The following is a 24,268-nucleotide window of genomic DNA, read 5'->3' as shown; positions in this document are numbered from 1 at the left end:
ATCCGTCCACCCCTCCGTGATCCGTCCGTTCCCGTCCGGACAGGTCGGAGATCCGGGCAGGTCGGGAACCGGGACGGGGCTACAGACCGAGGGCGTGCGCGGCGGCCTGAGCCCGGGCGACGAGCTCGGCCCGCTGCTCGGCGACGCGCACGGGAGCTGTGCCGCCGACCCCGGTGCGGGATGCCACGGAACCCTCGATGCTGAGGACCTCGCGCACCTCCGGCACGAGGTGCGGCGACACCGAGAGCAGCAGCTCGTCCGATGCGTCCTCGAGGCCGATCCCCTGCTCCTCGCAGGCCCGCACGAGCGCGCCCGAGATCTCGTGCGCGTCGCGGAACGGCACGCGGCGCTTGACGAGCCACTCGGCCACGTCCGTCGCGAGCGAGAAGCCCTGGGGGGCGAGCGCGGCCATCCGCTCGGTGTCGAACCGGAGTGTCGCGATCATGCCCGCGAATGCCGGCAGCACCACCTCCAGCGTCTGCACCGAGTCGAAGACCGGCTCCTTGTCCTCCTGCAGGTCGCGGTTGTATGCGAGAGGAAGGCCCTTGAGCGTCGCGAGCAGGCCGGACAGGTTGCCGATCAGGCGGCCGGACTTGCCCCGGGCGAGCTCCGCGATGTCGGGATTCTTCTTCTGCGGCATGATGCTCGAGCCCGTCGAGTATCCGTCGTGAAGCGTCACGAAGCCGAACTCGCGGGTGTTCCAGAGGATGATCTCCTCGCTCAGGCGCGAGAGGTCCACTCCCGTCATCGCGGCGATGAAGGCGAACTCCGCCACGACGTCCCTGGCGGCCGTGCCGTCGAGGGAGTTCTCCGCCGGACGGTCGAGGCCGAGTTCCGACGCGACGAGCCCCGGGTCGAGACCCAGCGTCGATCCCGCCAGCGCTCCCCCGCCGTAGGGCGAGACGCCCGCGCGGCGGCGCCAGTCGACGAGGCGCTCGAGCTCGCGCACCAGCGGCCAGCCGTGCGCCTGCAGGTGATGGGCCAGCAGCACCGGCTGCGCATGCTGCAGGTGGGTGCGACCGGGCAGGATCGCCTCGGGGTGCGCCTCGGCCTGTGCGACGAGGGCGTCGATCACGCGCAGCAGATCGCGGGCGATCACGCGTGCATGGTCGATCAGATACATCCGCACGAGCGTCGCGATCTGGTCGTTGCGGCTGCGTCCGGCGCGGAGTCGACCTCCGAGCTCAGGGCCGAGCTCCGCGATGAGGGCCTGCTCGAGTGCACCGTGCACGTCCTCGTCCGACGGGACCGGCTTCAGGCTGCCGTCAGAGATCCTGCGCGCCACGGCGTCCAGCCCGGCGTGCATCCGCTCCGCCTCGTCGGGCTCCAGGTACCCGGCCGCGGCGAGCGCCGTCGCGTGCGCGTGCGAGCCCGCGATGTCGTAGGGCGCGAGCACCCAGTCGAAGTGCGTCGATCGACTCAGCTCGACCAGTTCGGCGGAGGGACCGCTCGCGAACCGCGCTCCCCACAGCGCGCCTTCGTTGGTGCCGTCGTTCTTCGAACCGGTCATCACGCGTCCTTCTTGCCGAGCAGCCACACGAGCAGGGCCTTCTGCGCGTGGAGACGGTTCTCCGCCTCATCCCAGACGACGCTCTGCGGGCCGTCGATCACCTCGGAGTCGACCTCGTATCCGCGGTCGGCGGGGAGGCAGTGGATGAAGACCGCCGCGGGGTCGGCGATCGCCATCGTCTCGGAGGTCACCTTGTAGCCGCCGAGGTCACGGATGCGGGCGAGCTTCTCCTCCTCCTTGCCCATCGACACCCAGGTGTCGGTGACGATGACGTCGGCGCCGGCCGCCGCCTCGACGGGGTCGGTGAGGAGGGTGATGGACCCGCCGGTCTCGGCGGCGCGACGATCCGCCGCCTCGACCACGTCGGCGCGCGGTGCATAGTGCTCCGGCGAGGCGATCCGCACGTGCATCCCTGCGGTGACGCCGGCGAGCGCGTAGGAGTGGGCCATGTTGCTCTGCCCGTCGCCGAAGAACGTCAGGGTGAGGCCCTTCAGCTCTCCCTTGTGCTCGCGGATGGTGAGCAGGTCGGCGAGCAGCTGGCACGGGTGGAAGTCGTCGGACAGCGCGTTGACCACCGGAACCGTCGTGCCGGCGGCCATCTCCTCGAGTCCAGCCTGGGCATAGGTGCGCCAGACGATCGCGGCGACCTGCCGCTCGAGCACGCGCGCCGTGTCGGACGGCGTCTCCTTGCCGCCGAGCTGGCTGTTGGCGGTCGAGATGATGAGGGGCGATCCGCCGAGGTCGGCGATCCCCACCGCGAACGAGACGCGGGTGCGGGTCGACGACTTGTCGAAGATGACGGCGACCGTCTGCGGCCCGGCGAGGGCCTTGCTGGCCCAGCGGTCCTTCTTCAGCTCGAGGGCGAGATCGAGGATCTCCGCCTGCTCTGCAGGGGTCAGGTCGTCGTCACGCAGGAGGTGGCGGGTCACAGGTCGGCCTTTCCGGAGGAGGTGAGGGATGCCGAGACGTCGGCGAGAGCGGCGGTGAAGAGCTCACGGAACTCGGCGAGCTCCGTGTCGCCGATGGTGAGCGCGGGCGCGATGCGCACGGTCTCGGGGTTGGCGGCGTTGACGATGAGTCCGCGTTCCTGGGCGGCCGCGACGACGTCGCCGGCGACGGGTGCGCCGAGCGCGACGCCGATGAGGAGTCCCCGTCCGCGGACCCCCGTCACCAGCGGAGACCGGATCCCGAGGATGATCTCGCGGAGCTCGTCTCCGCGACGCGCGGCGTTCTCGACGAGCCCCGCGTTCTCGATCTCCGCGAGGACGGCGTCGGCCACGGCCGTGGCCAGCGGGTTGCCGCCGAACGTCGATCCGTGCGAGCCGGGGGTGAACAGGTCGCTGGCGGCGCCGTACGTCACGAGCGCCCCGATCGGGAACCCGCCGCCGATGCCCTTCGCGAGCGTGATCGCGTCGGGGGTGATCCCCTCGTGGCTGAAGCCGAACCAGGCGCCGGTGCGCCCCGCCCCGGTCTGGATCTCGTCGACGATGAGCAGTGCACCGTGCGCCAGGGTGAGCGAGCGCGCGGCCTGGAGGTATCCCTCCGGCAGCTCGACGACGCCGGCCTCTCCCTGGATGGGCTCCACGATGACGGCCGCCACGCGGTCGTCGATCGCGTCTTCGAGCGCCTCGACCGTGGCGGGGATGTGCTCCACGCCGCCGGGCATCGGCTCGAAGGGGGCGCGCATCGACTCCTTGGCGGTGAGGGCGAGCGACCCCATCGTGCGTCCGTGGAAGCCGTTCTCGAGCGCGAGGATGCGCGGCTTCTCGGTGCCGCCGTGCAGACGTGCGAGCTTGAACGCCGCCTCGTTCGCCTCGGCGCCGGAGTTCGAGAAGAAGACGCGTCCGTCGATGCCGGCGCCGGCGAGGCGCTTGAGCCGTGCGGCGAGCGCGAGCTGCGACGGCGTGGCGAAGTAGTTCGAGACGTGGGCGAGGGTCGCGGCCTGGGTGGACACGGCCTCCACGAACACCGGATGCGCGTGGCCGAGCGAGGTCACCGCGATGCCGGCGAGGAAGTCGAGGTGGCGCGTGCCCTCCGAGTCCCACAGGTACGATCCCTCGCCGCGGGTGAGGAGCGCGAGACGGCGTCCCGCGTTGAGGATCAGATCGCTCTCCGCGTCGTCCTGCCAGTTGCTCATGCCTTCGTCCCTGCGCTTCCCAAGACCACTTCTGTTCCGATTCCCTTGCTGGTGAAGAGTTCGACGAGCACCGAATGCGGCACCCGTCCGTCGATGATCGCGGCGGCGTCGACGCCGCCCTCGACCGCGTCGAGGCATGCCCGCATCTTCGGGATCATCCCCGATTCGAGTGCGGGCAGCATCTCGATGAGGTCCTCCGAGGTGAGGTGCGAGACGAGCGAGTCGCGATTCGGCCAGTCGGCGTACAGCCCCGGCACGTCCGTGAGGATCACGAGCTTGCGCGCACCCAGGGCGATGGCCAGGGCGGCGGCGGCGGCGTCCGCGTTGACGTTGAGCGACTGCCCCGGGTGATCCAGGTCGGGTGCGATGCTCGAGACCACCGGCACACGCCCCGCGGCGAGGTGGTCGAGCACGGGCGTCGGATCGACCTCGACGACGTCTCCGACACGTCCGAGGTCGATCTCCTCGCCGTCGACGACGACCCCGCGGCGACGACCGCCGAAGAGACCCGCGTCCTCGCCGCTCAGGCCTGTCGCGATCGGACCGTGCGAGTTGATCTTCGACACGAGCTGGGGGTTCACCTGACCGGTGAGCACCATGCGGACGACGCTGATCGCCTCGGTGTTGGTGACGCGGTAGCCGCCCTTGAACTCGCTCGGGATCTCGAGGCGCTGCAGCATGTCCGAGATCTGCGGGCCACCGCCGTGCACGACGACCGGCTGCACGCCCACGTACCGCAGATACGCGATGTCCTGCGCGAACGCCTCCTGCAGCTCGTCGGAGACCATGGCGTTGCCGCCGTACTTCACGACGACGATCTGGTCGCGGAACCGCTTGAGCCACGGCAGCGACTCGATCAGCGTCTCCGCCTTGACAGCGGCGACGTCGGGGGTGGTGTCCTGGATGTCGGTCATGAGGCGTAGGCGCTGTTCTCGTGGACGTAGTCGTGCGTCAGGTCGTTCGTCAGCACGGTCGCGGTGGCCTCGCCCACCTTGAGATCGATGACGAGGTGCGTTGCCCGCGGCGTGAGATCGACCTCTTCGCGCGGACGATCGGGACCGCCTTCGCTGCACACCCGCACGCCGTTCATCCACACGTCCACGTCGTAGGGGTCGAACTGCGCGCCGGTGGTGCCGATCGCGGCCAGCACACGGCCCCAGTTCGGGTCGTTGCCGAAGATCGCAGCCTTGAAGAGGTTGTTGCGGGCGACGGAGCGGCCCACCTCCACGGCTTCGCCCTCGGATGCCGCATGCCGGACCTCGATCGTGATGTCGTGGCTCGCGCCCTCGGCGTCCCCCTGCAGCTTCACCGCGAGCTCCTGGCACAGCTCGCGCAGCGCGGCGCCGAAGTCGTCGAGATCGGGGACGACCTCCGACGCCCCGTTGGCGAGCAGGGTGACCTGGTCGTTCGTCGACATGCAGCCGTCGGAGTCCAGACGGTCGAAGGTGGTGCCCGTGGCTGCGCGCAGGGCGGCATCGGCCTCGAGGGGCTCGAGCACGGCATCCGTCGTGATGACGACGAGCATCGTCGCGAGGCCGGGAGCGAGCATGCCCGCGCCCTTCGCCATGCCGCCGATCGTCCATCCGTCGCGCGAGACGACAGCGGTCTTCGAGACGCTGTCGGTCGTCATGATCGCCTCGGCCGCGACGGCGCCTCCGTCGGTCGACAGCTCGCCGATCGCCTGCTCGGTGCCGGCGAGGACCTTGCCCCGGAACACCTCGTCGCCGACCCCGATCAGCCCGGTCGAGCACACGAGCACGTCACCGGCGCTGACGCCCAGCAGCTCGGCGGCCTTTTCGGCGGTCTGGTGCGTCGTCTGGAATCCGAACGACCCGGTGAAGCAGTTGGCGCCGCCGGAGTTCAGCACGACCGCCTCGACGACGCGGTCGGCGACGGCCTGCTGCGACCAGATGATGGGGTTCGCCTTGGCGCGGTTGCTCGTGAAGACGGCGGCGCCGACCTTGCGCGGGCCGCGGTTGACGACCACGGCGACATCGGGCTTGCCGGTCGACTTGAGACCGGCGGCGACTCCGGCCGCCTCGAATCCTGCGGGGGCGGTGACGCTCATGGCGCGACTCCGTTCAGCGAGAGGGCGCGGGACTCGGGCAGCCCCAGCGCGAGGTTCATGGACTGGATGGCGGCGCCGGCGGTGCCCTTCACGAGGTTGTCGACCGCGGTGACGACCGTGACCCGGCCGGCGGGGCGGTCGATCGCGAGGCCGACCAGCGCGGTGTTCGCGCCGAGGACGTCGGCCGTGCGAGGGAACTCCCCGGCCGGCAGCAGCTGCACGAACGTCTCGTCGCCGTACGCCTGCTCCCACGCCGCGCGGATGTCGGCGTCGCTGGCGTCGCCGACGATCGGGGCGCTCGATGTCGCGAGGATCCCCCGCGACATCGGCACGATCACCGGCGTGAAGGAGATGCGGACGCCGTCGGCGGGGTCGACTCCCTGGCCTGTCGACGGCGCGGCGGCGGCGAGCGCCTGCCTGATCTCGGGGATGTGCCGGTGGGTGCCGCCGACCGCATACGGGTTCGCCGTGCCCAGGATCTCGCTCGCGAGCAGATTCGTCTTGAGGCTCCGTCCCGCTCCGGACGGGCCGACCGCCAGTACCGAGACGATGTCGGCGGGGTCGATCACGCCGGCGGCCACGCCCGGCGCGAGACTCAGGCTCACGGTGGAGGCGTTGCATCCGGGGGCGGCGATGCGCGATGCCCCTCGCAGGACCTCGCGCTGCTTGACGCCGCCGACGAGCAGTTCGGGAACGCCGTAGGCCCACGGCTCGTGGAAGTCCCCGCCGTAGAAGTCGTCCCACGCGCCCTGCGAGGTGAGGCGGTGGTCCGCGCCCGCATCGATCACGAGGGGGGTCGCCCCGAGCGCGTCCGTGTACTGTCCGGACTGTCCGTGCGGGAGCGCGAGGAAGACGATGTCGTGCCCGGCCAGGGTCTCGGGCGTCGTCTCCTGCAGGGTGAGGTGCGCGAGCGACCGCAGGTGCGGCTGCTGCTGGATCAGGGGCTGGCCGGCGTTCGAATGGGCCGTGACGGTCCGGATCTCGATGTCGGGGTGAGCCGCGAGAAGGCGCAGGATCTCGCCGCCCGCGTAGCCGGAGGCGCCGGAGACGGCGACGGAATACGTCATGCTTCTACCTTAACGGTCGGGGTCCTGCGCCGAAGGGCGCCGGAGCGCGTCGGGTCAGGAGGGTGTCGGGCCGGAGGCGGCGACTCGGCGCTCGACCGTCGTGCGGACACGAGAGAGCGCGGGGTCGCCTAGAGTCGGCGGCCGCCGCGGCGTCGGCGCACAGCGATGACGCTCGAAGCGAGCGTCAGAGAAGCGGTGAGGGCCGAGGACATGCCGCGACGATAGCGCGGCCCGCGCGGCCGGTGCAAATCCGGCTCGTCACACAGCGAGGAGACGGAGGAGGGCGATCTCGTCCTCGCGCGTGAGTCCCGCGCGTCTCGGACGCTCGACTCCCCTGGCGTCCTCGTCGGCGACGACCGCGGCGATCGTGTCGTCGAGGGGACGCGGTTCGCTGCCGGCAGCGCGGAAGGACGCGTTCGACCGGCTCATGAAGCCGGCCATCTCAGCGGGCAGCCAGAGGGGCAGCGATCGGTCTCCGGCCCAGTGCCGGACGTCGTGGCCGACGAGCCAGTCGTCGTCCGCGAGCACGAGGTCGCCGCGGTGCCGGGTCGCGCGGCGGATGGCGTCCAGCACATGACCCAGCGGATGCTCGTCACCGACGGCGTTGATCGCGCCGGTGGCCGCTGTGGTCGCGATGAAGTCCGCCAGGTCGTCCACGTCGACGACCTGCACCGAACGCCCCTCCGAGCGCGGAGCGAGCACCGGCTCGTCGCCGGCGCGCAGCAGGGCGGCCGCCCAGTATCCGAAGCGGTCGCTCGGGTCCCCCTCCCCCGCGATCAGACCCGGCCTGACGATGAGCGCCCGCGCGCCGAGGGCGCGGACGGCGTCCTCCGCCGCGACCTTCTGACGCCCGTAGTCGTCGTCGCTGCTCTGCGCGGGCGGATGCCGCGGCGCGGACTCGTCCGCGCCCGCCGTCTCGTCGTCGGAGTAGACCGACACCGAGGACACGAAGGTCCACCGCGCCGCCTGGTCGCCCAGGGCGCGCACGGCCGCCTGCACGTGGTCGGCCCGCGACGAGACGTCGATCACGTGATCCCAGTCGCGGCCGGAGACCAGATCGTAGGCGTCGGGAGCGTCGCGGTCGGCGATCATGAGGCTCGCCCCCTCCGGGGACGGCCGTCCGCCTCTCGCGAGACACAGGACGGTCGCCCCGTCGACGAGGAGCCGCCGGGCGATGCGACCGGACAGCCAGCCCGTGCCCCCGAGGATCAGCACATCTGTCATGCGCTCATGCCATCAGCATTCGCGTCGTGACGGAAGCCCCTTCCGCCGAGAGCGGATGCCCTCTCAGTCGCGGATCGTCGCACCGAAGCGCTCGGCGGCGACCTCGACGCCGGCGAGCTTCGCCTCCGTGGCCTCGGCCGCGGTCAGGGTGCGGTCCTCCGCGCGGAAGCGCAGGGCGAACGTCAGGCTCTTCTCCCCGTCGGGCACGCCCTCGCCGCGGTAGTCGTCGACGAGGCGGGCGGACTCGAGCATGGAGCCCGCGCCCTCCACCAGCGCGGCACGCACCTCGCCCGCCGAGACCTCTGCCGCGACGACGAGCGAGACGTCCTGCGTCGCTGCCGGGAAGGTCGACAGCGACGCGGCGATGGACTGCGCCCCGGCGAGATCGAGGATGCCGTCGAGGTCGAGCTCCACGACCGTCGCCCGGCCGGGGAGATCCGCGGCGGCGGCGACGTCGGGGTGCAGTTCGCCGACGTAGCCGACCTCGACCTCGCCGACGGCGAGCACGCCGGTCCGTCCCGGGTGCAGGGCGGCACGCTGCGACTGGCGCACCTCGATCTCGACGCCGGCCGCGGCGCCGATGACGCGCACCGCGTCCAGCGCCTCGGACAGGCCGGCCGCCTCCGCGGCACGACCGGGCTGGCGCGCCACCACGTTGCCGGTGAGCAGGACCGCCACGTGGTTGTGCTGCGGGGGGATCGACGCGTTCAGCTCGGCGAGCGTCTCATCCGACGGGCGCACGCCCAGCGGGGGGACATCGTCGGTGCCGTAGACGACGCCGGGCTCCGGCAGGAAGACCGTCCCCGTCTCGAACAGGGCGAGATCGGTGAGGCCGCGCGAGATGTTGCGGTGCGCGGTCTGCAGCAGTCCCGGGATCAGCGAACGTCGCAGGAACGGCGCGGACCCGTCGAGCGGGTTCGCCAGGCGGATGCTGGGCAGGTGCTCGCCGGACGCCGATCCGTGGAGGTCGTTCTGCGCCTCGGTCGTGAACGGGAACGACGGGGTCTCCACCAGGCCCGCGGCCGCCAGGGCGTTGGCGACGCGGCGGCGTCCCTGCTGGAAGACGGTGAGACCGCGCCCGGAGGGCGGGGTCGGCAGCACCGAGGGGATGCGGTCGAGACCGTGGATCCGGGCGACCTCCTCGGCCAACGACCACTTGTCGGTGAGATCGGGTCGCCAGGTCGGCGGGATGACCGTCCACCCGGCATCCGTCGCCGTCACCTCGGTGCCGATCCTCGTGAGGGCGTCCTCGATCTCGGCATCGGTGTAGTCCACGCCGATGAGAGCCCGGACGAAGCCGCGCGGCAGCTCGATGTCGGCGACGAAGACCTCGGCGAACAGCGCGCCGCCCTCGTCGGTGAGTGTTCCGCCCGCGAGCTCGACCATGAGGTCGGCGGCGCGGCGGGCCGCCACGAACGGGATGAGCGGGTCCACTCCGCGCTCGAAGCGCTTGGACGCCTCGCTCGGGAGCTTGTGGCGCCGCGCCGTGCGCGCGATCGTCACGGGGTCGAAGGTCGCGGCCTCGATGAGGACGTTCTGCGTCGTCCCGCTCATCTCGGTCGTGCCGCCGCCCATGACGCCCGCCAGACCGATCGGTCCGGAGTCGTCGGTGATGAGCAGGTCCTCGACGTGGAGCGTGCGCTCCTGACCGTCGAGGGTCGTCATCCTCTCGCCGGGCGTGGCGCGGCGCACCGTGATCCCGCCGGCGAGCTTGTCGAGGTCATAGCCGTGCAGGGGCTGGCCGAGCTCGAGCATGACGTAGTTCGTGATGTCGATGAGGATGCCGAGCGAGCGCATGCCGGCCAGCGAGAGACGGGCGATCATCCAGGGCGGCGTGGGCCGCGCCGGGTCCACGCCGCGCACGACGCGGGTGACGAACTCGCTCGCACCGATCCGGCCGCGCACGGGCGCGGTGTCGTCCACGATCGTCGTGTGCCCCGTTCCCGGCTGGAGCTCGGCGAAGTCGCGCTCCGCGGGGTCGCGGAAGTCCGCGCCGGTGGCGTGCGAGTACTCGCGAGCGACGCCGCGCAGCGAGAACGCGTAGCCGCGGTCGGGAGTGACGTTGATCTCCACCGCCACGTCGTCGAGACCCAGCAGGGCGATCGCGTCGGTGCCGACGGGAGCGTCTATCCCGAGGTCGGAGAGCACGAGGATGCCGTTGTGCTCGTCGCCCAGACCGAGCTCGCGTGCCGAGGCGATCATGCCGTCGGAGACGTGTCCGTAGGTCTTGCGGGCGGCGATCGGGAACGGACCGGGCAGCACGGCACCCGGCAGCGTCACGACGACCTTGTCGCCGACGACGAAGTTGTGGGCGCCGCAGACGATGCCTCGCACGCCGCCGTTCGCCTCCCCGACGTCGACCTGGCACCAGTTGATGGTCTTGCCGTTCGACTGGGCCTCGGGCTCGAGCGAGACGACCTGGCCGACGACCACCGGACCGGTGATCTCGAAGCGGTGGACGTCCTCCTCCTCGAACCCGACGGTCACGAGTGCCGCGAGGACGTCCTCCGGAGTGGCATCCGCTGCCACATCGACGTACTCACGCAACCACGAAAGCGGGACGCGCATCACACCACCATCCCGTACTGCTCGCTGAATCGGATATCACCCTCGGCCATGTCGCGCATGTCCTGCACATCGCTGCGGAACATGAGCGCGCGCTCGACGCCCATGCCGAATGCGAATCCGCTGTACACGTCCGGATCGATGCCCGCGGCGCGGAGCACGTTCGGGGCGACCATGCCGCATCCGCCCCACTCGATCCACCGGGCACCGCCCTTGAAGGTCGGGTGCCACAGGTCGAGCTCGGCGGAGGGCTCGGTGAACGGGAAGAAATTGGTGCGGAAGCGCGTCTTCGCCTCCGGCCCGAACAGCTGCCGCGCGACGTGGTCCAGCGTGCCCTTGAGGTGGGCCATCGAGATGCCCTTGTCGATCACGAGGCCCTCGAACTGCGTGAAGACCGGCAGGTGGGTGGCGTCGAACTCGTCGGTGCGGTACACCCGGCCCGGGCACAGCACGTAGATCGGCACCTCGCGGTCGAGCATCGAGCGCACCTGAACGGGGCTCGTGTGCGTGCGCATCACAAGATGACGCGACGTCGGGTCGACGTAGAACGTGTCCTGCTCCTGACGAGCGGGGTGATCCACATCGAAGTTCAGGGCGTCGAAGTTGAACCACTCGTGCTCGAGCTCGGGCCCTTCGGCGATCTCCCACCCCATGCCGACGAAGATGTCGGAGATCTGCTCGCTGAGCAGGGTGAGCGGATGCCGGGCGCCGACGCGCGTGCGAGACGGTACCGCGGTGATGTCCACGCGCTCGGCCTCGAGCCGTGCGGCGACCTCCGCCGCGGCGAGCTCCGACTCCTTGGCCGCCAGCGCCTGGGTGACGCGGCCGCGTCCCTGGCCGACGAGCTTGCCGAACGCCGCCTTGTTCTCGGGTGCGACCTGACGCATCGACGCGTTGAGGACCGCCAGCGGCGATCCGTCTGCGACGTGCGCGGCGCGAGCGGACTTCAGCTCGGCGGTGTCGGCGGCCGCGGCGATGGCTTCGAGGGCCGCCGCGACAGCGGCTTCGACCGCTTCCGGGGTGATTTCGGGAGACTCAGACACGAGAGTCGAGTCTACCGGCGCGCGGTGGCGGGATCAGACCCCGCCCGCGCCCGCGCCGGTGTTGGTCCCGTCGACCTTGCCGGCACCGCGCTGCATCGCGATGAGCTCGGTGTTCGTGCCTTCCTCGTGCTGGCGCGGATCCGGTCCGCCGGCGGGGCCGCCGCCGACCGGCGCGCCGCCGCCGCGCAGCTTGGGCGAGCGGCGCGTGCGGATCTCGATGTAGCGCGCGATGCCCGAGAGGATCAGGCACATGACGATGTAGATGCCGCCGATCACGAACGCGGACTGCAGCACGGGACGCCCCTGCTGCGAGGTCAGCTGCTTCGCGAAGTACAGCAGCTCCGGGTAGGTGATGATGAACCCGAGCGCGGTGTCCTTGAGGGTCACGACGAGTTGCGCGACGATGACCGGGAGCATGGCCCTGATCGCCTGCGGCAGGAGGATGAGGCGCATCACCCCGCTCTTGCGGAGACCGATCGCGAAGCCGGCCTCCTTCTGTCCGCGCGGCAGCGACTCGACGCCGGCGCGCAGCACCTCGGCGAGCACCGAACCGTTGTAGGCCATGAGCGCGAGGACGACGGCCCAGTACGGCTCCATCTTCACGCCGACCACCGGGAGGCCGTAGTAGAGCAGCATCATCAGCACGAGCACCGGGACCGCCCGGAAGATCTCGGTGATGACGGTGACCGGCACGCGCACCCATGCGTGATCGGACAGGCGCCCGATCGCGAGGACGAACCCGAGGATCAGGCTGAGCAGGCCGGCGAGCGCGAAGGCGGCGAGGGTGCGACCGAGGGCGCCGAAGATCTGCGTCCACACGGCGCTGAAGGTGAAGACGTACCACCGGGAGGCGTCGAACTGGCCGGTCTCGTAGAAGCGGTAGCCGATGAACCCGAGCAGCGCGAGCACGACGACGACCGTCGCCACGCCGAGGAGCCGGTTGCGCAGGATGGCCTTCGGCCCGGGGACGTCGTACAGGACGGAAGTCATCGCGCGATCCTCCACTTGTTCTCGAGATAGCGCTGGAGCCAGCTGAGCAGCAGCACGAGGGCGACGAAGATCGCGGCGACCCAGAGCAGGACGACGAGGGCGTTCTCGCCGCGCTCGCTGAGGTAGGAGCGGATCGCGCCGAGCTCGAGCACCGAGAAGCCCGCGGCCACGGTGGTGTTCTTGAGCAGCGCGATGAAGACGCTCATCATGGGCGGGACGACCGAGCGGAACGCCTGCGGCAGGACCACGAGGGTCATCACCTGGCCGAACGGGAGGCCGATCGCTCGCGCGGCCTCCGCCTGCCCGACCGGGACGGTGTTGATCCCGGCGCGCAGCACCTCCGCGACGTAGGTCGCGGTGTAGATGCCGATGGCGAGGATGCCGAGGACGGTGGTGCTGAGCTTCGGCAGCCCGAGCTGCGGGTAGCCGAAGATGAAGAAGAAGAAGACGAGCGTCAGCGGGGTGTTCCGGATGAGGTTCACGTAGACGGTGCCGACGCCGCGCGCGATCGGCACGGGCGAGACTCTCATCGCGCCGACGATGATGCCGATCATGAGGGCGAGGACACCGCCGCCGAAGAAGATCAGCACGGTGTTCCCGAGGGCCTTGCCCCAGAGATCGGTGTTGCCGAAGATGACGTCCACGCCACCCTCCCCTTCAGGTATTCGAGGAGAGGGCGGCTGGATCCAGCCGCCCTCTCGAGTCGATCAGTCGACTGCGGGCTGCGTGACTTCGATGCCCGACGAGCCGAGGTTCGCGTCGAAGATCGCCTGCCAGATGTCGCCGCCGTCCGTGAACAGCGTGTTGATGTGCTCCTGAAGGGCGGTGTCGTCCTTCGCGAGGCCGACACCGTAGCGCTCCTCGGTGAAGGGCTCGCCGACCACCATGAGGTTGTCCGGGTCCTGGGCCGCGTAGCCGATGAGGATGGCCTGGTCGGTGGTGACCGCCTGGACCTCCCCCGACAGCAGCGCCTCGACGCAGGCCGAGTACAGGTCGAACTCCTTGGTCGGCACCTCCGGGTAGTTGGTGCGGATGTTCTGGATCGGCGTCGAACCGGTCGCCGAGCACACCGTCGTGTCGGGGCCGAGGTCGGCCTCGCTCTCGATGTCGCTGTCGGTGCCGACGAGCAGGCCCTGACCGGTGATGAAGTACGGTCCGGCGAAGGCGATCTGCTCCTTGCGCTTGTCCGTGATCGAGTACGTGCCGACGTAGTAGTCGATGTCGCCGTTCACGATCGCCTGCTCGCGGTTCGCGGAGGCGATCGCCTTGAACTCGATCTTGTCCTCGTCGTAGCCCAGCGACGCCGCGATCCAGCGGGCGATGTCGACGTCGAAGCCGGTGCGCTCGTTGGTCGTGACGTCGAGGTAGCCGAGACCGGGCTGGTCCTCCTTGACCCCGATGACGACCTTGTCGCGCTCCTGGATGGCGTCGAATGTGGGGCTGCCCTCGAGCTGGACGTCGCTCGCGACCTCGAACCAGGTCGAGTCCTCGCCGCCCTCATCGCCGCCGGTGCCTCCTCCGGGGTTGGACGGGCTGCCGCTGTTGCAGGCGGTCAGGGCGAGCAGCGCTGCCGCCGCGATCCCGATTCCCGCCAGTGTCCGTGTGCGTCGCATGGTGCGTCTCCTTCGTGTGCTGTGGATGCAGGGTCTGTGGTGTGGGGCGTCAGTGCGTCAGGAGCTTCGACAGGAAGTCCTTGGCGCGATCGCTCTTCGGGTTCGTGAAGAACTCCTCGGGCGTCGCCTCCTCGACGATCTGACCGTCGGCCATGAACACGACGCGGTCGGCCGCCTTGCGGGCGAAGCCCATCTCGTGGGTGACGACGATCATCGTCATGCCCTCCTGGGCGAGCTCGACCATGACGTCGAGCACCTCGTTGATCATCTCGGGGTCGAGCGCGCTGGTGGGCTCGTCGAACAGCATCACCTTCGGATGCATGGCCAGGGCGCGGGCGATGGCGACGCGCTGCTGCTGGCCGCCGGAGAGCTGAGCGGGCAGCTTCGACGCCTGCTTCGCCACGCCGACGCGGTCGAGGAGCGCGAGCGCCTCCTTCTCGGCATCCGCCTTCTTCATCCCACGGACCTTGATCGGGCCGAGCGTGACGTTCTCGAGGATCGTCAGGTGGGCGAACAGGTTGAACGACTGGAAGACCATGCCGACGTCGGCGCGCAGGTTCGCCAGCCCCTTGCCCTCGGCGGGGAGCGCCTTGCCGTCGATGCTGATCGTGCCGCTCGTGATCGTCTCGAGGCGGTTGATCGTGCGGCAGAGGGTGGACTTCCCCGAACCGGACGGACCGATCACGACCACGACCTCGCCGGAGTTCACCGTGAGGTCGATATCCGTGAGCGCCTGGAAGTCGCCGTAGTGCTTCTGAACGTTGTCGACCACGACGAGGGGCTTACCAGAGGTCATCATTTCTCCAAACTAGCCACGTCATTGACGCGGCTCCAGCAGGCGGGTCGACATTTACACGTTCGTAATCACGGGGCCGGGTGGTCTCCGTCGGGCGACGGAATGCCCCACGGTCCGCCCCCGCGAACCGTGGGGGCGCCCCTGCCCCCTCGCTCCTCCCCCAGGCGGAACGCGGCGGCAAGCCTCCGATCGGATCCGATCGCGAGCGGAGACGAAGGGATGACGGAACCTGCACCTGCGGGAAGGCGTCGGCCCTGTGGCATCGGGATTCTCCGTCGAATCGTGCGCGATCGAACCCCAGATTGTCAGAGCCGAGGGGGCGGATGAGAACTTCTTGAGGATTTCTTGAGTCGTCAGTCCCGCTGGTCCCGGTAGTACTCGACGGCCCCGGGATGCAGCGGCACGGGCGCGGTGAAGATGGCCTGCGTCCTGTCGAGCAGCGCGGCGGCGGGTGCCGTGTCGGCGATCCGCGCGCGCGACTCGAACAGCACCGTGAGCACGTCCCTCACGATCGCGTCCGGCGTGCCGGCCGCGGTCACGAGGTAGTTCGGCACCGCCATGGTCGATTCCGACGCCTCGAGCCCGTAGAGGCCCATGGGAAGGTCGGACGGACGGTAGGCGTACGAGTAGCGCTCGTTGACGCGGTTCACCCAGGACTGGGCGACAGGCAGGAGCCGCACCGGGGTCGTCTCCGCGAGTTCCGCGATGCCCGGTGTCGGGATGCCGCCGACCCAGAAGAACCCGTCGATCTCGGATGCCTCCAGCGCGGCGATCGACGCGGCGAGGCCGAGCTGAGGGTCATCCACCGAGGCGACGTCGACGTCGGCCGCGTCCAGGACGCGGGCGGCGATCACCGTGACTCCGGAGTTCTCCGCGCCGAGGGACACCCTCCTTCCCGCGAGCTCGGTGATGTCGTCGATGTCGGAGTCCCGACGGACGACGACGTGCAGATACTCGTCGTAGAGGCGGGCGATGGCGCGCACCGGCAGGGGCTCGGCGAACGCGCCCGCTCCCGCCACCGCATCCGCCGCCGCATCCCCCTGCGCGAAGCCGAGCAGCGCGTCGCCGGCGCTCACCCGGAGGAGGTTGTCCACCGACCCCGCGGACTCGACGGCTGTCATCCGCACGTCGAGGTCCGACGAGAGCTCGGTCGCGAGCCCCGTGCCGTAGGCGTCGTACACGCCGTCGTGTCCACCGCCCGAGATGGCGTAGCGTTCGTTCGCCCAGTCCGCAGCCCGGGGGCTGCAGCCGACGAGCGCCGCCAGGACCACCACCGCCGCCGCGCAGACCGCGCCCGCGCGACGCGACACCGTGACGCGCCTCGTCGTCATGAGTCGCCTCCGACCGGGATGAGAAGGGAGACCTGCAGCCCGCCGCCGTCCCGCGCCTCGACGCTGAGTCGTCCGCCGATCACAGCGAGCAGGTCGGTGGCGATGGCCAGCCCGAGCCCGGACCCCGGAGTGTCGCCGGTCTCGTCGCTGCGCCAGAACCGGTCGGTCGCGAACGCCACCTCCTCGCGAGTCAGACCGGGCCCCTCGTCGCGCACTGCCACACAGCAGAGGTCGTCGACGACGGTCGCCTCGACATCGATCGCCGATCCCGCGGGCGAGTACTTCACGGCGTTGTCGATCACGGCGTCGAGCGCGCTCTCGACGATCGTGCGATCCGTGATGCTCAGCACCGCAGCCCGGCCCGTCGAGCGCAGGAGGATCCCGCGTCGTGCCGCGACCTCCCGCCACGCCTCCACGCGCCTCGTGGCCACCGCGTCGAGATCGACCTCCGCCACGGTCGTCTCCGGCCGCCCTCCGCGCGCCAGTCCCAGCAGCGTCTCGAGGATCCGGACCATGCGTCGCCCTTCCTCGCGGGTCTCCTCGACATCGTCGCGCCACTCCTCGCCGAGGCCGGTCGCCAGGTGCTCGACCCGCAGGAGCAGCGCGTTCAGCGGGTTGCGCAGCTCGTGCGATGCGTTGAGCGCGAACTCCTGTTGCCTGGTCATCACCCGCTCGATCTCATCCGCCATCCCGTTGAACACCCGGGTCATCCGACGGAGCTCCGGAGGGCCCGTGTCCTCCGCGACCCTCGTGTCCATCGCTCCCCGTTCGATCGCGACCATCGCGTCGTCCAGGCGGCGCACGGGAGACAGCACCCAGCGCGACAACTGCAGGATGAGGAGCACGCCGAGGAGGATCGAGACCACGGCGACGACCGACAGCACGATGATCTGCCGAAGCATCTCGGTCCGCGGGGCGGCCACGTCGGCCGAGACCATGACGGCTCCGATGACGTCGCCGTCGTCGAACACCGGCTCCACCAGGGACGAGTCCGCGGCGCTCCAGGGGAACACGGGTGCCGGGGCCTCAGCCCGACGCCCCGAGAGCGCGAGCCCCACCCGCGCCGCCTCCTCCTCGCCGAGCACCCCCACCTCGCGGTCGCCTGACGCCCACACACCTCCCGAGAGGTCGAACACCACGACGTCGATCCCGTACACCTCGCGGAAGCGCTGCGCCTCCGCGTCGATCACCGCGGGGCTCCCCGACCGCAGTGCCTGCCTGGCGCTGGTCACGAAGTACCCGAGGTCGCCGAGCTGCTCGGTGTAGAACGCCTGTTGGATGCTGCGGGTCGCGCTCCACGCCGTGGCACCGCCGAGGCACAGGAGGATCGCCAGGAGGGGCACGAAGAAGACGATGACGAGGCGACGGCGCATGACGGATCAGCCGGCCAGACGGTAGCCGACGCCGCGCACCGTCTCGATGAGGCGCTGCTGCCCCGCCTTCTTCCGGATGGCGCCGACGTGCACCTCGAGGGAATGGCCGAATCCCCGCCAGTCGGTGTTCCACACCTCCCGGATGAGACGCTCCTTCGGCACCGCCACGCCGGGATACCGCGCGAGCATCGCCACGATGTCGAACTCCTTGCGGGTCAGCTCCACCGGCATCCGGTCGATCAGCAGCTGCCGCGCGACGAGGTCGATCTCCACGGCGCCGTCCTGCACTCGCACGCGCGCCTCCGATTCGGGATGGACGGGCCGCGCTCGTCGCGTGACCGCCTCGATGCGGGCGAGGAGCTCGTGCACGTCGTACGGCTTCACGACGAAGTCGTCGGCCCCCGCACGGAGCCCCTTGATGCGCTCGGTGACCTGGTTGCGCGCGGTCACGATGACGATGGGGACGTCGGAGCGTCCGCGGATGCGACGGCAGAGGTCGATGCCGTCGGTGTCGGGCAGGCCGAGATCGAGCAGCACCACCTCGGTGTCGGCTCCGAGCATCGTGAGCGCCGAGGCTCCGTCGGCCGCGCGGACGGTCGCGTAGCCCGACCGCACCAGGAAGGCATCGAGCGCGGCGGCGACGCGCTCGTCATCCTCCACGATCAGAATCCGCATCGACTCCGGTCTCCTTCTCCGCTGACGCAGGGACCAACCTATCAGCGAGGACGGGATGGGGATGCCGCGGCGCCGTGAGCGCCTCCGCGTCAGGACAGCGCGGTCGCGCGCTGGGCGAACGCGCTCTCGTACAGGCACACGCTCGCCGCGGTCGCGAGATTCAGCGACTCCGCACGGCCGAAGATCGGAAGCCGCAGGACCCGGTCGGCGAGACCCAGCGCCTCGTCCTCCAGTCCGTGCGCCTCGTTCCCGAACAGCCAGGCGGTGGGTTCCGCGAGCAGGCCATCGGCGCGCGCCTGCAGGAGGTCGTCGCCCTTGACATCGGCGGCGAGCACGCGGAGTCCCGCGGCATGGGCGCGCTCGACGACCTCGGCGAGGTCGGCGCCGACCGACACCGGCAGGTGGAACAGCGACCCCGTGGTGGCGCGCACGACCTTGGGGTTGTACGGATCCACCGTGCGACCGGTGAGCACGACGGCATCCGCGCCGGCGGCATCCGCGGCCCTGATGATGGTGCCGAGGTTGCCGGGGTCGCGGATCTCCTCGCAGATGGCGACGAGACGAGGAGCGCCGGCGAAGATGTCGCGCACCGACGTCGGAGTCTGCCGCACGACGGCGACGAGTCCCTGCGGGGTGACGGTGTCCGCCATCGCGTTCAGGACGTACTCGGTGACGTATTCGACCTCGACTCCGGCATCCGTCGCCTTCGCGCGGATGTCGGAGTGCCTCTCCCATCCGTTCGGCGTCGCGAAGAGCTCGACGATCGCCTCCGGACTGTAGGTGAGGGCTTCACGCACGGCCTGCGGACCCTCGAGGAGGTACAGGCCGGTCTCGGTTCGCGCGCTGCGCTTGGTCAGCTTCGCGACGGCTCGGACTCGGGGGGAGCGGGGGTTCTCCAGCACGATCACAGTCTAGAGAACCGCAGCCGTTCCCCCGTGCAACGGGCGGTGAACGACAGAGGACGCCCTCCCGAAGGAGAGCGTCCTCTGTGCGACGACGAGCTGCTTACGCAGCCGACTTCGGAGCGTTGACGTCAGAGGGCAGAGCCTTCTTGGCCGTCTCGACCAGCGTCGTGAACGTCGCTGCGTCGTTGATCGCGAGGTCGGCGAGCATGCGACGGTCGACCGTGACACCCGCGAGGCCGAGGCCCTGGATGAAGCGGTTGTACGTGATGCCGTTCTGGCGTGCCGCAGCGTTGATGCGCTGGATCCAGAGACGACGGAAGTCGCCCTTGCGCTTGCGACGGTCCCGGTACGAGTAGACCAGGGAGTGGATGACCTGCTCCTTGGCCTTGCGGTAGAGGCGCGAACGCTGACCGCGGTAGCCGGAGGCGCGCTCGAGGATGACCCGGCGCTTCTTGTGGGCGTTTACTGCCCGCTTGACTCTTGCCATTTTCCTGTGTTCCTATTCTGCGTTCGGGCGCTCAGCGACCGAGAAGCTTCTTCGCGACCTTGAAGTCGGCCTTCGCGAGCACCTGGTCCTGGTTCAGGCGGCGCGTGCGACGGCTCGACTTGTGCTCGAGGTTGTGGCGCATGCCGGCCTGCTGCTTCTTCAGCTTGCCGCTGCCGGTGATCTTGAAGCGCTTCTTAGCACCCGAGTGGGTCTTCTGCTTCGGCATCTTCTCTTCCTTCGTATGGCGCCTTCTCAGGCGACGGTGTCAACCCGCGGTGCGGGAGTCTGGGGGGCGGATCACTCCGCGGCGGCCTCCGCGGGAGCATTCGCGTCGGTCTTGGCGCTGCGCGCGGCCTGCTTGTTCGCGGCGCGCACCGCGTTCTGCTCCTGCTTCGCCTCGGACTTGCTCTTCAGCGGAGCCACGATCATCACCATGTTGCGACCGTCGATGGTCGGGTTCGACTCGACCGTTCCCAGCTCGGCGACGTCCTCGGCGAACTTGCGCAGCAGACGCACACCCTGCTCGGGGCGCGACTGCTCGCGGCCGCGGAACAGGATCATGGCCTTGACCTTGTCTCCGGCCTTGAGGAAGCCCTCGGCGCGCTTGAGCTTCGTCGTGTAGTCGTGCGCCTCGATCTTCAGGCGGAAGCGGACCTCCTTGAGGATGGTGTTCGCCTGGTTGCGGCGAGCTTCCTTCTCCTTCTGGGCGGCTTCGTACTTGAACTTGCCGTAATCCATGATCTTGACCACGGGCGGCTTCGAGTTGGGTGCGACCTCGACGAGGTCGAGGTCGGCTTCCTGCGCAAGGCGCAGCGCCGCCTCGATGCGGACGACGCCGATCTGCTCACCCGCGGGGCCGACGAGGCGGACCTCGGGGACGCGGATGCGCTCATTGGTGCGGGGATCGCTGATGCGGAACTCCTTAGACGATGGGATTCGGCCACCAGGATGCTGTCGGCATCCCGGGCGAAATCGGAGTCGTCCCCCACCCACCGGCGTTCAGATGCCGGCTTCGCACCCTCGCTACCGGACGCATCTGACGACGCGATCCGGCGGAGTGCAAGACCCGGTAGCCTGGAACGGCAAGCGCGGGTGGGAAGTGAATCCTCTTTCGTGCCGGAGCATGACGCTCCGGAGCCCGACAAAGTCTAACAGAAGGCAAGGCGAAGTGACGAACCAGGTACCGGACGAGGCTGCACGCGAGCGCGAAGAGCGCTGGGCACGGCAGGAGGAGGCGGCATCATCCGCCACCCGGGACATCGCCGATGTGCCCGCCGTCGAGGTGATCACGACTGCGGCCGTGCACCTGATGAGCGCCGCGGCCGTCAAGCTCGGCCTCGCCGACGACCCGGATGCGGCGGCCCAGCTCGACCTCGACGAGGCGCGCAAGCTCATCAACGCCCTCGCCGGACTCATCACCGCGGGCGCCCCTGAGATCAGCGACATGCACGCGCGCTCGCTGCGCGACGGGCTCCGTTCCCTCCAGCTCGCGTTCCGGGAAGCCTCCCCCATCCCCGATCCGATCGGCAAGGGTCCGGGCGAGAAGTGGACGGGGCCGGTCAACTAGGCCCTTGCTCGGTCCGCGGCGTTTCGGGCTCCGGGAAGCTCTGCTGAGGAGAAGAGCGGGGACCCTCCCACTTCGTGGGCCCCTCCCGATTCTCCTCAGCAGAGCATCCCTCCGCCCTCTAGTCGCATCCGTCGGGGCCCGCTGACCTCGGCGAGGACGCACGAGGGGTCAGGGGGTGAGGACGAGCGGCGCAGCCGTCGAGGGACCGCCGCACGGACCCGGCGAGTGCGTCCAGTCGACCGTCTCCTCGGACTCCGAGAGAAGGATGCCGGCGCTGTCGTGGACCCGGACCGTGATCTGTTCGGGAGCGGCGAAGCCGAACGAGAAGGTGCCCGCGTCGCCCTGCGCGGGGACCGAGAAGTCCGTCTGCGGCGTCGGCGCCGCACCCGGGGCCGCCGAGCAGCCGGCATCCGAGCACACCTGGACGAACACGTCCGGTCCGTATGCCGACGAGTCGATCGTCAGGGCGTTGTTCCACCCGATCGCCGGGCAGGCGGAGGCGCAACCCGGAAGCAGCAGGGCGCAGACCAGACCGGCCACCGCGATCGCTGCTCTCCGCATGCCGCCACCCTAGCGAAGCCGTCTGCGGCACGCGCGAGAGCCGTCAGGCGGAGCGGCGGAGCTTCACCGTGAGGGAGTCGGCGAGCACCGCGATGCGATCGTCCGCCGCCCAGCGCTGAGCGAGACGCGCGAGCACCGCGTCGAGGACCTCGCGCTCGAGGCCGTCGACGAGCTCGAGGACGACGACGAGCTCGGGACCCCGCAGACGGGCATCCGGATCTCCGGCGGCCACGGCGACGTCGATGACGGCGAGCTCGTGCGCCACACTCTCCTGCAGGGCGCGGAAGACCTCCGGCGACAGGAAGCTGGGCTCCCACGGCTGTCCCTGCGCGATCGCCCAGACAGCGGGCCGGCGGATCACGAACTCGGTCTCCGACGTGGGATCCAGGACGATGAGGTCGGTGTCCTCCGCGGATGCAGCGAGAGCCGCGCGCGTGGCCGCGACCGGGATCGGGCGCGCGGACGCGTCCCACCGCTGCATCGCGTCGACGGACGAGAAGACGGGCTGCACGCGGCGCCCGTCGGGAGCCGCCACGGTCACGATCGAGAGCTCCTGCGTCTTGTCCACCGCCAGGCCGCTCGGCGCGACGCCTTCCTCGCCCTTCTCGGCGATCAGCGGAATCAGCACCCGTGCGCCGCGGAACGCATCGACCACGTCCGCCTGCGACCCCGTTCCCGCTCGGAATCCGAGGAGCGCGGAGAGCAGCGCCGGATCGGCGGATCCGTCGTCGGCCGCGTGCGGATTCGACTCGAAGCTCCGTCCCTCCCAGGGGACGCCTGCGGAGTCGCCGGGCGCGGAGGCTCGGCCGTGCGGATCATGACCCTGGGGGCCGTGATCGCGGGCGCCGTCAGTCTCCGGCGACATCCAGCGCCTCAGCGAGCGTGAAGGCACCGGCGTACAGCGCCTTGCCGACGATCGCGCCCTCGACGCCCAGCGGCACGAGATCACGGAGCGCGGCGATGTCGTCGAGGTTCGAGATGCCCCCGGAGGCGACGACCGGCTTCGGCGTGCGCGAGGTCACCTCGCGCAGGAGCTCGAGGTTCGGGCCCTTGAGGGTTCCGTCCTTGGTGACGTCGGTCACCACGTAGCGGCTGCACCCGGCATCCTCGAGGCGGTCGAGCACCTCCCAGAGATCGCCGCCCTCCTTGGTCCATCCGCGCGCGGCGAGGGTCGTGCCGCGCACATCGAGCCCGACCGCGATCGCCTCGCCGTAGCGCCCGATGACATCCGCCGCCCACTCGGGGTTCTCGAGCGCCGCGGTGCCGAGGTTGATGCGGCTCGCGCCGCTCTCGAGCGCGGCCTCGAGCGTCGCATCGTCGCGGATGCCTCCGGAGAGCTCGACGCTCACGGTGCGGAACTGCTTGATCACCTTGCGGAGGATCGGCGCGTTGCTCCCGCGCCCGAAGGCGGCGTCCAGGTCGACGAGGTGGATCCACTTCGCGCCCTGCGCGACCCACTCCCCTGCGGCGTCGAGCGGGTCGCCGTAGCTGGTCTCGGTGCCGGCCTCGCCCTGGGTGAGACGAACCGCCTTGCCACCGGCCACATCGACGGCCGGGAGCAGGGTGAGAGAGGGGGACTGCGCGAAGTCGTTCATGACGTCCTCAGGTGAGATGGGAGCGCCGATTCATCGGCACGAGAATCGACACTAGCCCGCGTGTCGTCCGGCCTCAAACTGATGACCGCCATGATCGACGGGCACCACGCGGTAGCCTCGAACACACGTACTCGGTTCGTGAGGAGATGGTCGATGATGCGCGATGCGGAACCGCGAGGAGGCGGACCCCTGCGACGGGGCACCCCGACTCCCGCCGAGGGTCCGGACGCCCCCGCGACCGACGAGCGGGCTCGGACCGCTTCCGCCGGGCCGACCCCGCCGGCCCCCGCTCCGTCGCCGGTCGTCCCGGCACCACCGGCTGTGCCCCTCACCCGGGCCGCCGCAGCGGCAGCGGCATCCGCGCCTCGTCCCGTCATCTCGGCGCCGCCGACCCCGCCGACGCCCGATCCGGTCGCGACTCCGGCACCCGCCGCACCGGCGACACCTCCGGTACAGGCCGCACCGGTCGCTCCCGCAGCACCCCCGAAGCCCGCGTCCCCGGTGCCCGGGGCGGCCGAGCCTGCTCCACCACTGCCCGGTTCACCGACATTCGTCGCGCCGGCGTCGACCGGATCCGCGTCGACCGGATCCGCGTCGCCCGAATCCGCGTCGCCCGATCGAGCACCGGCGGTCGCCGCTCCCGGGGGAGCATCCGGCGTCCCCACCGCCGTCCGGCCTCCCGCACCCGATACGGCTCCCGTCCGGGTGCAGACGGCCCCGGCACCGGCTCCCGCTCCCGCTCCTCTGCCCCAGCCCCACCC

24 protein-coding genes are annotated in these 24,268 nt (G+C 70.4%); 1 reads left to right on the top strand and 23 read right to left on the bottom strand.

Annotated elements, in window-relative coordinates; translation table 11 throughout:
* Positions 1–79 precede the first annotated feature (79 nt).
* From argH to infC, 20 genes are all read right to left on the bottom strand, one after another.
* Positions 80–1,510 (bottom strand): argininosuccinate lyase, encoded by a 1,431-nt coding sequence (gene argH / locus A4X16_RS12015; RefSeq protein ID WP_067120854.1) that lies wholly within the window; start codon positions 1,508–1,510, stop codon positions 80–82.
* Positions 1,510–2,439 (bottom strand): ornithine carbamoyltransferase, encoded by a 930-nt coding sequence (gene argF, locus A4X16_RS12010; RefSeq protein WP_067120852.1) that lies wholly within the window; start codon positions 2,437–2,439, stop codon positions 1,510–1,512. Before argF ends, argH begins: the two co-directional genes overlap by 1 nt.
* Positions 2,436–3,647 carry an acetylornithine transaminase gene (locus A4X16_RS12005; protein WP_067120850.1) on the bottom strand — a complete coding sequence of 404 codons (1,212 nt, stop codon included), beginning with the start codon at positions 3,645–3,647 and terminating at the stop codon, positions 2,436–2,438. Before A4X16_RS12005 ends, argF begins: the two co-directional genes overlap by 4 nt.
* Complete coding sequence (argB, locus tag A4X16_RS12000; RefSeq protein WP_067120848.1) at positions 3,644–4,561, bottom strand: acetylglutamate kinase; 918 nt, start codon at positions 4,559–4,561, stop codon at positions 3,644–3,646. The genes A4X16_RS12005 and argB overlap by 4 nt, the downstream gene beginning before the upstream one ends.
* A complete protein-coding gene (gene argJ, locus A4X16_RS11995) occupies positions 4,558–5,715 on the bottom strand; it encodes a bifunctional glutamate N-acetyltransferase/amino-acid acetyltransferase ArgJ (RefSeq protein WP_067120846.1) in 1,158 nt (385 codons plus the stop codon). Before argJ ends, argB begins: the two co-directional genes overlap by 4 nt.
* The gene (gene argC / locus A4X16_RS11990) at positions 5,712–6,782 is read right to left on the bottom strand and encodes an N-acetyl-gamma-glutamyl-phosphate reductase (protein WP_067120844.1); all 1,071 of its coding nucleotides are present in this window, start codon (positions 6,780–6,782) and stop codon (positions 5,712–5,714) included. The genes argJ and argC overlap by 4 nt, the downstream gene beginning before the upstream one ends.
* Positions 6,783–7,040: 258 nt before the next feature.
* Positions 7,041–8,006 carry an NAD-dependent epimerase/dehydratase family protein gene (locus A4X16_RS11985; RefSeq protein ID WP_067120842.1) on the bottom strand — a complete coding sequence of 322 codons (966 nt, stop codon included), beginning with the start codon at positions 8,004–8,006 and terminating at the stop codon, positions 7,041–7,043.
* Positions 8,007–8,069: 63 nt separating this feature from the next.
* The gene (pheT, locus tag A4X16_RS11980; protein WP_067120841.1) at positions 8,070–10,574 is read right to left on the bottom strand and encodes a phenylalanine--tRNA ligase subunit beta; all 2,505 of its coding nucleotides are present in this window, start codon (positions 10,572–10,574) and stop codon (positions 8,070–8,072) included.
* Complete coding sequence (pheS, locus tag A4X16_RS11975; RefSeq protein ID WP_067120839.1) at positions 10,574–11,614, bottom strand: phenylalanine--tRNA ligase subunit alpha; 1,041 nt, start codon at positions 11,612–11,614, stop codon at positions 10,574–10,576. Before pheS ends, pheT begins: the two co-directional genes overlap by 1 nt.
* A 33-nt stretch (positions 11,615–11,647) precedes the next feature.
* The gene (locus A4X16_RS11970) at positions 11,648–12,604 is read right to left on the bottom strand and encodes an amino acid ABC transporter permease (protein WP_067120870.1); all 957 of its coding nucleotides are present in this window, start codon (positions 12,602–12,604) and stop codon (positions 11,648–11,650) included.
* Positions 12,601–13,248 (bottom strand): amino acid ABC transporter permease, encoded by a 648-nt coding sequence (locus A4X16_RS11965; protein WP_067120837.1) that lies wholly within the window; start codon positions 13,246–13,248, stop codon positions 12,601–12,603. The genes A4X16_RS11970 and A4X16_RS11965 overlap by 4 nt, the downstream gene beginning before the upstream one ends.
* Positions 13,249–13,311: 63 nt before the next feature.
* A complete protein-coding gene (locus A4X16_RS11960) occupies positions 13,312–14,217 on the bottom strand; it encodes a glutamate ABC transporter substrate-binding protein (protein WP_067120836.1) in 906 nt (301 codons plus the stop codon).
* Positions 14,218–14,266: 49 nt separating this feature from the next.
* A complete protein-coding gene (locus A4X16_RS11955; protein ID WP_067120868.1) occupies positions 14,267–15,013 on the bottom strand; it encodes an amino acid ABC transporter ATP-binding protein in 747 nt (248 codons plus the stop codon).
* Positions 15,014–15,366: 353 nt separating this feature from the next.
* Positions 15,367–16,344 (bottom strand): TAXI family TRAP transporter solute-binding subunit, encoded by a 978-nt coding sequence (locus A4X16_RS11950; RefSeq protein WP_067120835.1) that lies wholly within the window; start codon positions 16,342–16,344, stop codon positions 15,367–15,369.
* A complete protein-coding gene (locus A4X16_RS11945) occupies positions 16,341–17,717 on the bottom strand; it encodes a sensor histidine kinase (protein WP_067120834.1) in 1,377 nt (458 codons plus the stop codon). The genes A4X16_RS11950 and A4X16_RS11945 overlap by 4 nt, the downstream gene beginning before the upstream one ends.
* Positions 17,718–17,723: 6 nt before the next feature.
* Entirely contained in the window at positions 17,724–18,392 is a 669-nt protein-coding gene (locus A4X16_RS11940) for a response regulator transcription factor (protein ID WP_067120832.1), read from the bottom strand.
* 89 nt (positions 18,393–18,481) lie between these two features.
* Entirely contained in the window at positions 18,482–19,294 is an 813-nt protein-coding gene (locus tag A4X16_RS11935; RefSeq protein WP_067120866.1) for a TrmH family RNA methyltransferase, read from the bottom strand.
* 103 nt (positions 19,295–19,397) lie between these two features.
* Entirely contained in the window at positions 19,398–19,784 is a 387-nt protein-coding gene (rplT, locus tag A4X16_RS11930) for a 50S ribosomal protein L20 (RefSeq protein ID WP_067120830.1), read from the bottom strand.
* A gap of 31 nt (positions 19,785–19,815) precedes the next feature.
* Entirely contained in the window at positions 19,816–20,010 is a 195-nt protein-coding gene (rpmI, locus tag A4X16_RS11925; RefSeq protein ID WP_025105280.1) for a 50S ribosomal protein L35, read from the bottom strand.
* A gap of 71 nt (positions 20,011–20,081) precedes the next feature.
* Positions 20,082–20,720 (bottom strand): translation initiation factor IF-3, encoded by a 639-nt coding sequence (infC, locus tag A4X16_RS11920; protein WP_082914437.1) that lies wholly within the window; start codon positions 20,718–20,720, stop codon positions 20,082–20,084.
* Positions 20,721–20,952: 232 nt separating this feature from the next.
* Between infC and A4X16_RS11915 the strand changes: the two genes are divergently transcribed.
* The gene (locus A4X16_RS11915) at positions 20,953–21,351 is read left to right on the top strand and encodes a DUF1844 domain-containing protein (RefSeq protein WP_067120828.1); all 399 of its coding nucleotides are present in this window, start codon (positions 20,953–20,955) and stop codon (positions 21,349–21,351) included.
* 168 nt (positions 21,352–21,519) lie between these two features.
* Here the strand turns inward: A4X16_RS11915 and A4X16_RS11910 are convergent, their stop codons facing one another.
* The 3 genes from A4X16_RS11910 to priA are packed head-to-tail and all read right to left on the bottom strand — an operon-like array spanning position 21,520 to position 23,507.
* A complete protein-coding gene (locus A4X16_RS11910) occupies positions 21,520–21,912 on the bottom strand; it encodes a hypothetical protein (protein ID WP_157560162.1) in 393 nt (130 codons plus the stop codon).
* Positions 21,913–21,955: 43 nt separating this feature from the next.
* Positions 21,956–22,777, bottom strand: coding sequence for an SseB family protein (locus A4X16_RS11905; RefSeq protein WP_067120824.1), 822 nt, complete (start codon positions 22,775–22,777; stop codon positions 21,956–21,958).
* Positions 22,761–23,507: a bifunctional 1-(5-phosphoribosyl)-5-((5-phosphoribosylamino)methylideneamino)imidazole-4-carboxamide isomerase/phosphoribosylanthranilate isomerase PriA gene (gene priA / locus A4X16_RS11900; protein ID WP_067120822.1), complete on the bottom strand. Its 747-nt coding sequence runs from the start codon at positions 23,505–23,507 to the stop codon at positions 22,761–22,763. Before priA ends, A4X16_RS11905 begins: the two co-directional genes overlap by 17 nt.
* Between the last annotated feature and the right edge of the window lie 761 nt (positions 23,508–24,268).

The organism is Microbacterium sp. H83 (assembly GCF_001650405.1).
In the GTDB taxonomy this organism is placed as follows: Bacteria; Actinomycetota; Actinomycetes; order Actinomycetales; family Microbacteriaceae; genus Microbacterium.
Note: the sequence above shows the minus strand (reverse complement) of the source record. Positions and strands in the feature narration are given on the sequence as shown.

Bases quoted from the DNA above. Each gene is read 5' to 3' on its own strand.
- A4X16_RS11950 (WP_067120835.1), bottom strand. From the start codon at position 16,344: ATGACGACGAGGCGCGTCACGGTGTCGCGTCGCGCGGGCGCGGTCTGC.
- rplT (WP_067120830.1), bottom strand. From the start codon at position 19,784: ATGGCAAGAGTCAAGCGGGCAGTAAACGCCCACAAGAAGCGCCGGGTC.
- A4X16_RS11985 (WP_067120842.1), bottom strand. From the start codon at position 8,006: ATGACAGATGTGCTGATCCTCGGGGGCACGGGCTGGCTGTCCGGTCGC.
- argB (WP_067120848.1), bottom strand. From the start codon at position 4,561: ATGACCGACATCCAGGACACCACCCCCGACGTCGCCGCTGTCAAGGCG.
- A4X16_RS11945 (WP_067120834.1), bottom strand. From the start codon at position 17,717: ATGCGCCGTCGCCTCGTCATCGTCTTCTTCGTGCCCCTCCTGGCGATC.
- A4X16_RS11940 (WP_067120832.1), bottom strand. From the start codon at position 18,392: ATGCGGATTCTGATCGTGGAGGATGACGAGCGCGTCGCCGCCGCGCTC.
- A4X16_RS11955 (WP_067120868.1), bottom strand. From the start codon at position 15,013: ATGACCTCTGGTAAGCCCCTCGTCGTGGTCGACAACGTTCAGAAGCAC.
- priA (WP_067120822.1), bottom strand. From the start codon at position 23,507: ATGAACGACTTCGCGCAGTCCCCCTCTCTCACCCTGCTCCCGGCCGTC.
- argJ (WP_067120846.1), bottom strand. From the start codon at position 5,715: ATGAGCGTCACCGCCCCCGCAGGATTCGAGGCGGCCGGAGTCGCCGCC.
- argC (WP_067120844.1), bottom strand. From the start codon at position 6,782: ATGACGTATTCCGTCGCCGTCTCCGGCGCCTCCGGCTACGCGGGCGGC.
- A4X16_RS11910 (WP_157560162.1), bottom strand. From the start codon at position 21,912: ATGCGGAGAGCAGCGATCGCGGTGGCCGGTCTGGTCTGCGCCCTGCTG.
- pheT (WP_067120841.1), bottom strand. From the start codon at position 10,574: ATGCGCGTCCCGCTTTCGTGGTTGCGTGAGTACGTCGATGTGGCAGCG.
- rpmI (WP_025105280.1), bottom strand. From the start codon at position 20,010: ATGCCGAAGCAGAAGACCCACTCGGGTGCTAAGAAGCGCTTCAAGATC.
- A4X16_RS11960 (WP_067120836.1), bottom strand. From the start codon at position 14,217: ATGCGACGCACACGGACACTGGCGGGAATCGGGATCGCGGCGGCAGCG.
- A4X16_RS11970 (WP_067120870.1), bottom strand. From the start codon at position 12,604: ATGACTTCCGTCCTGTACGACGTCCCCGGGCCGAAGGCCATCCTGCGC.
- A4X16_RS11905 (WP_067120824.1), bottom strand. From the start codon at position 22,777: ATGTCGCCGGAGACTGACGGCGCCCGCGATCACGGCCCCCAGGGTCAT.
- A4X16_RS12005 (WP_067120850.1), bottom strand. From the start codon at position 3,647: ATGAGCAACTGGCAGGACGACGCGGAGAGCGATCTGATCCTCAACGCG.
- argH (WP_067120854.1), bottom strand. From the start codon at position 1,510: ATGACCGGTTCGAAGAACGACGGCACCAACGAAGGCGCGCTGTGGGGA.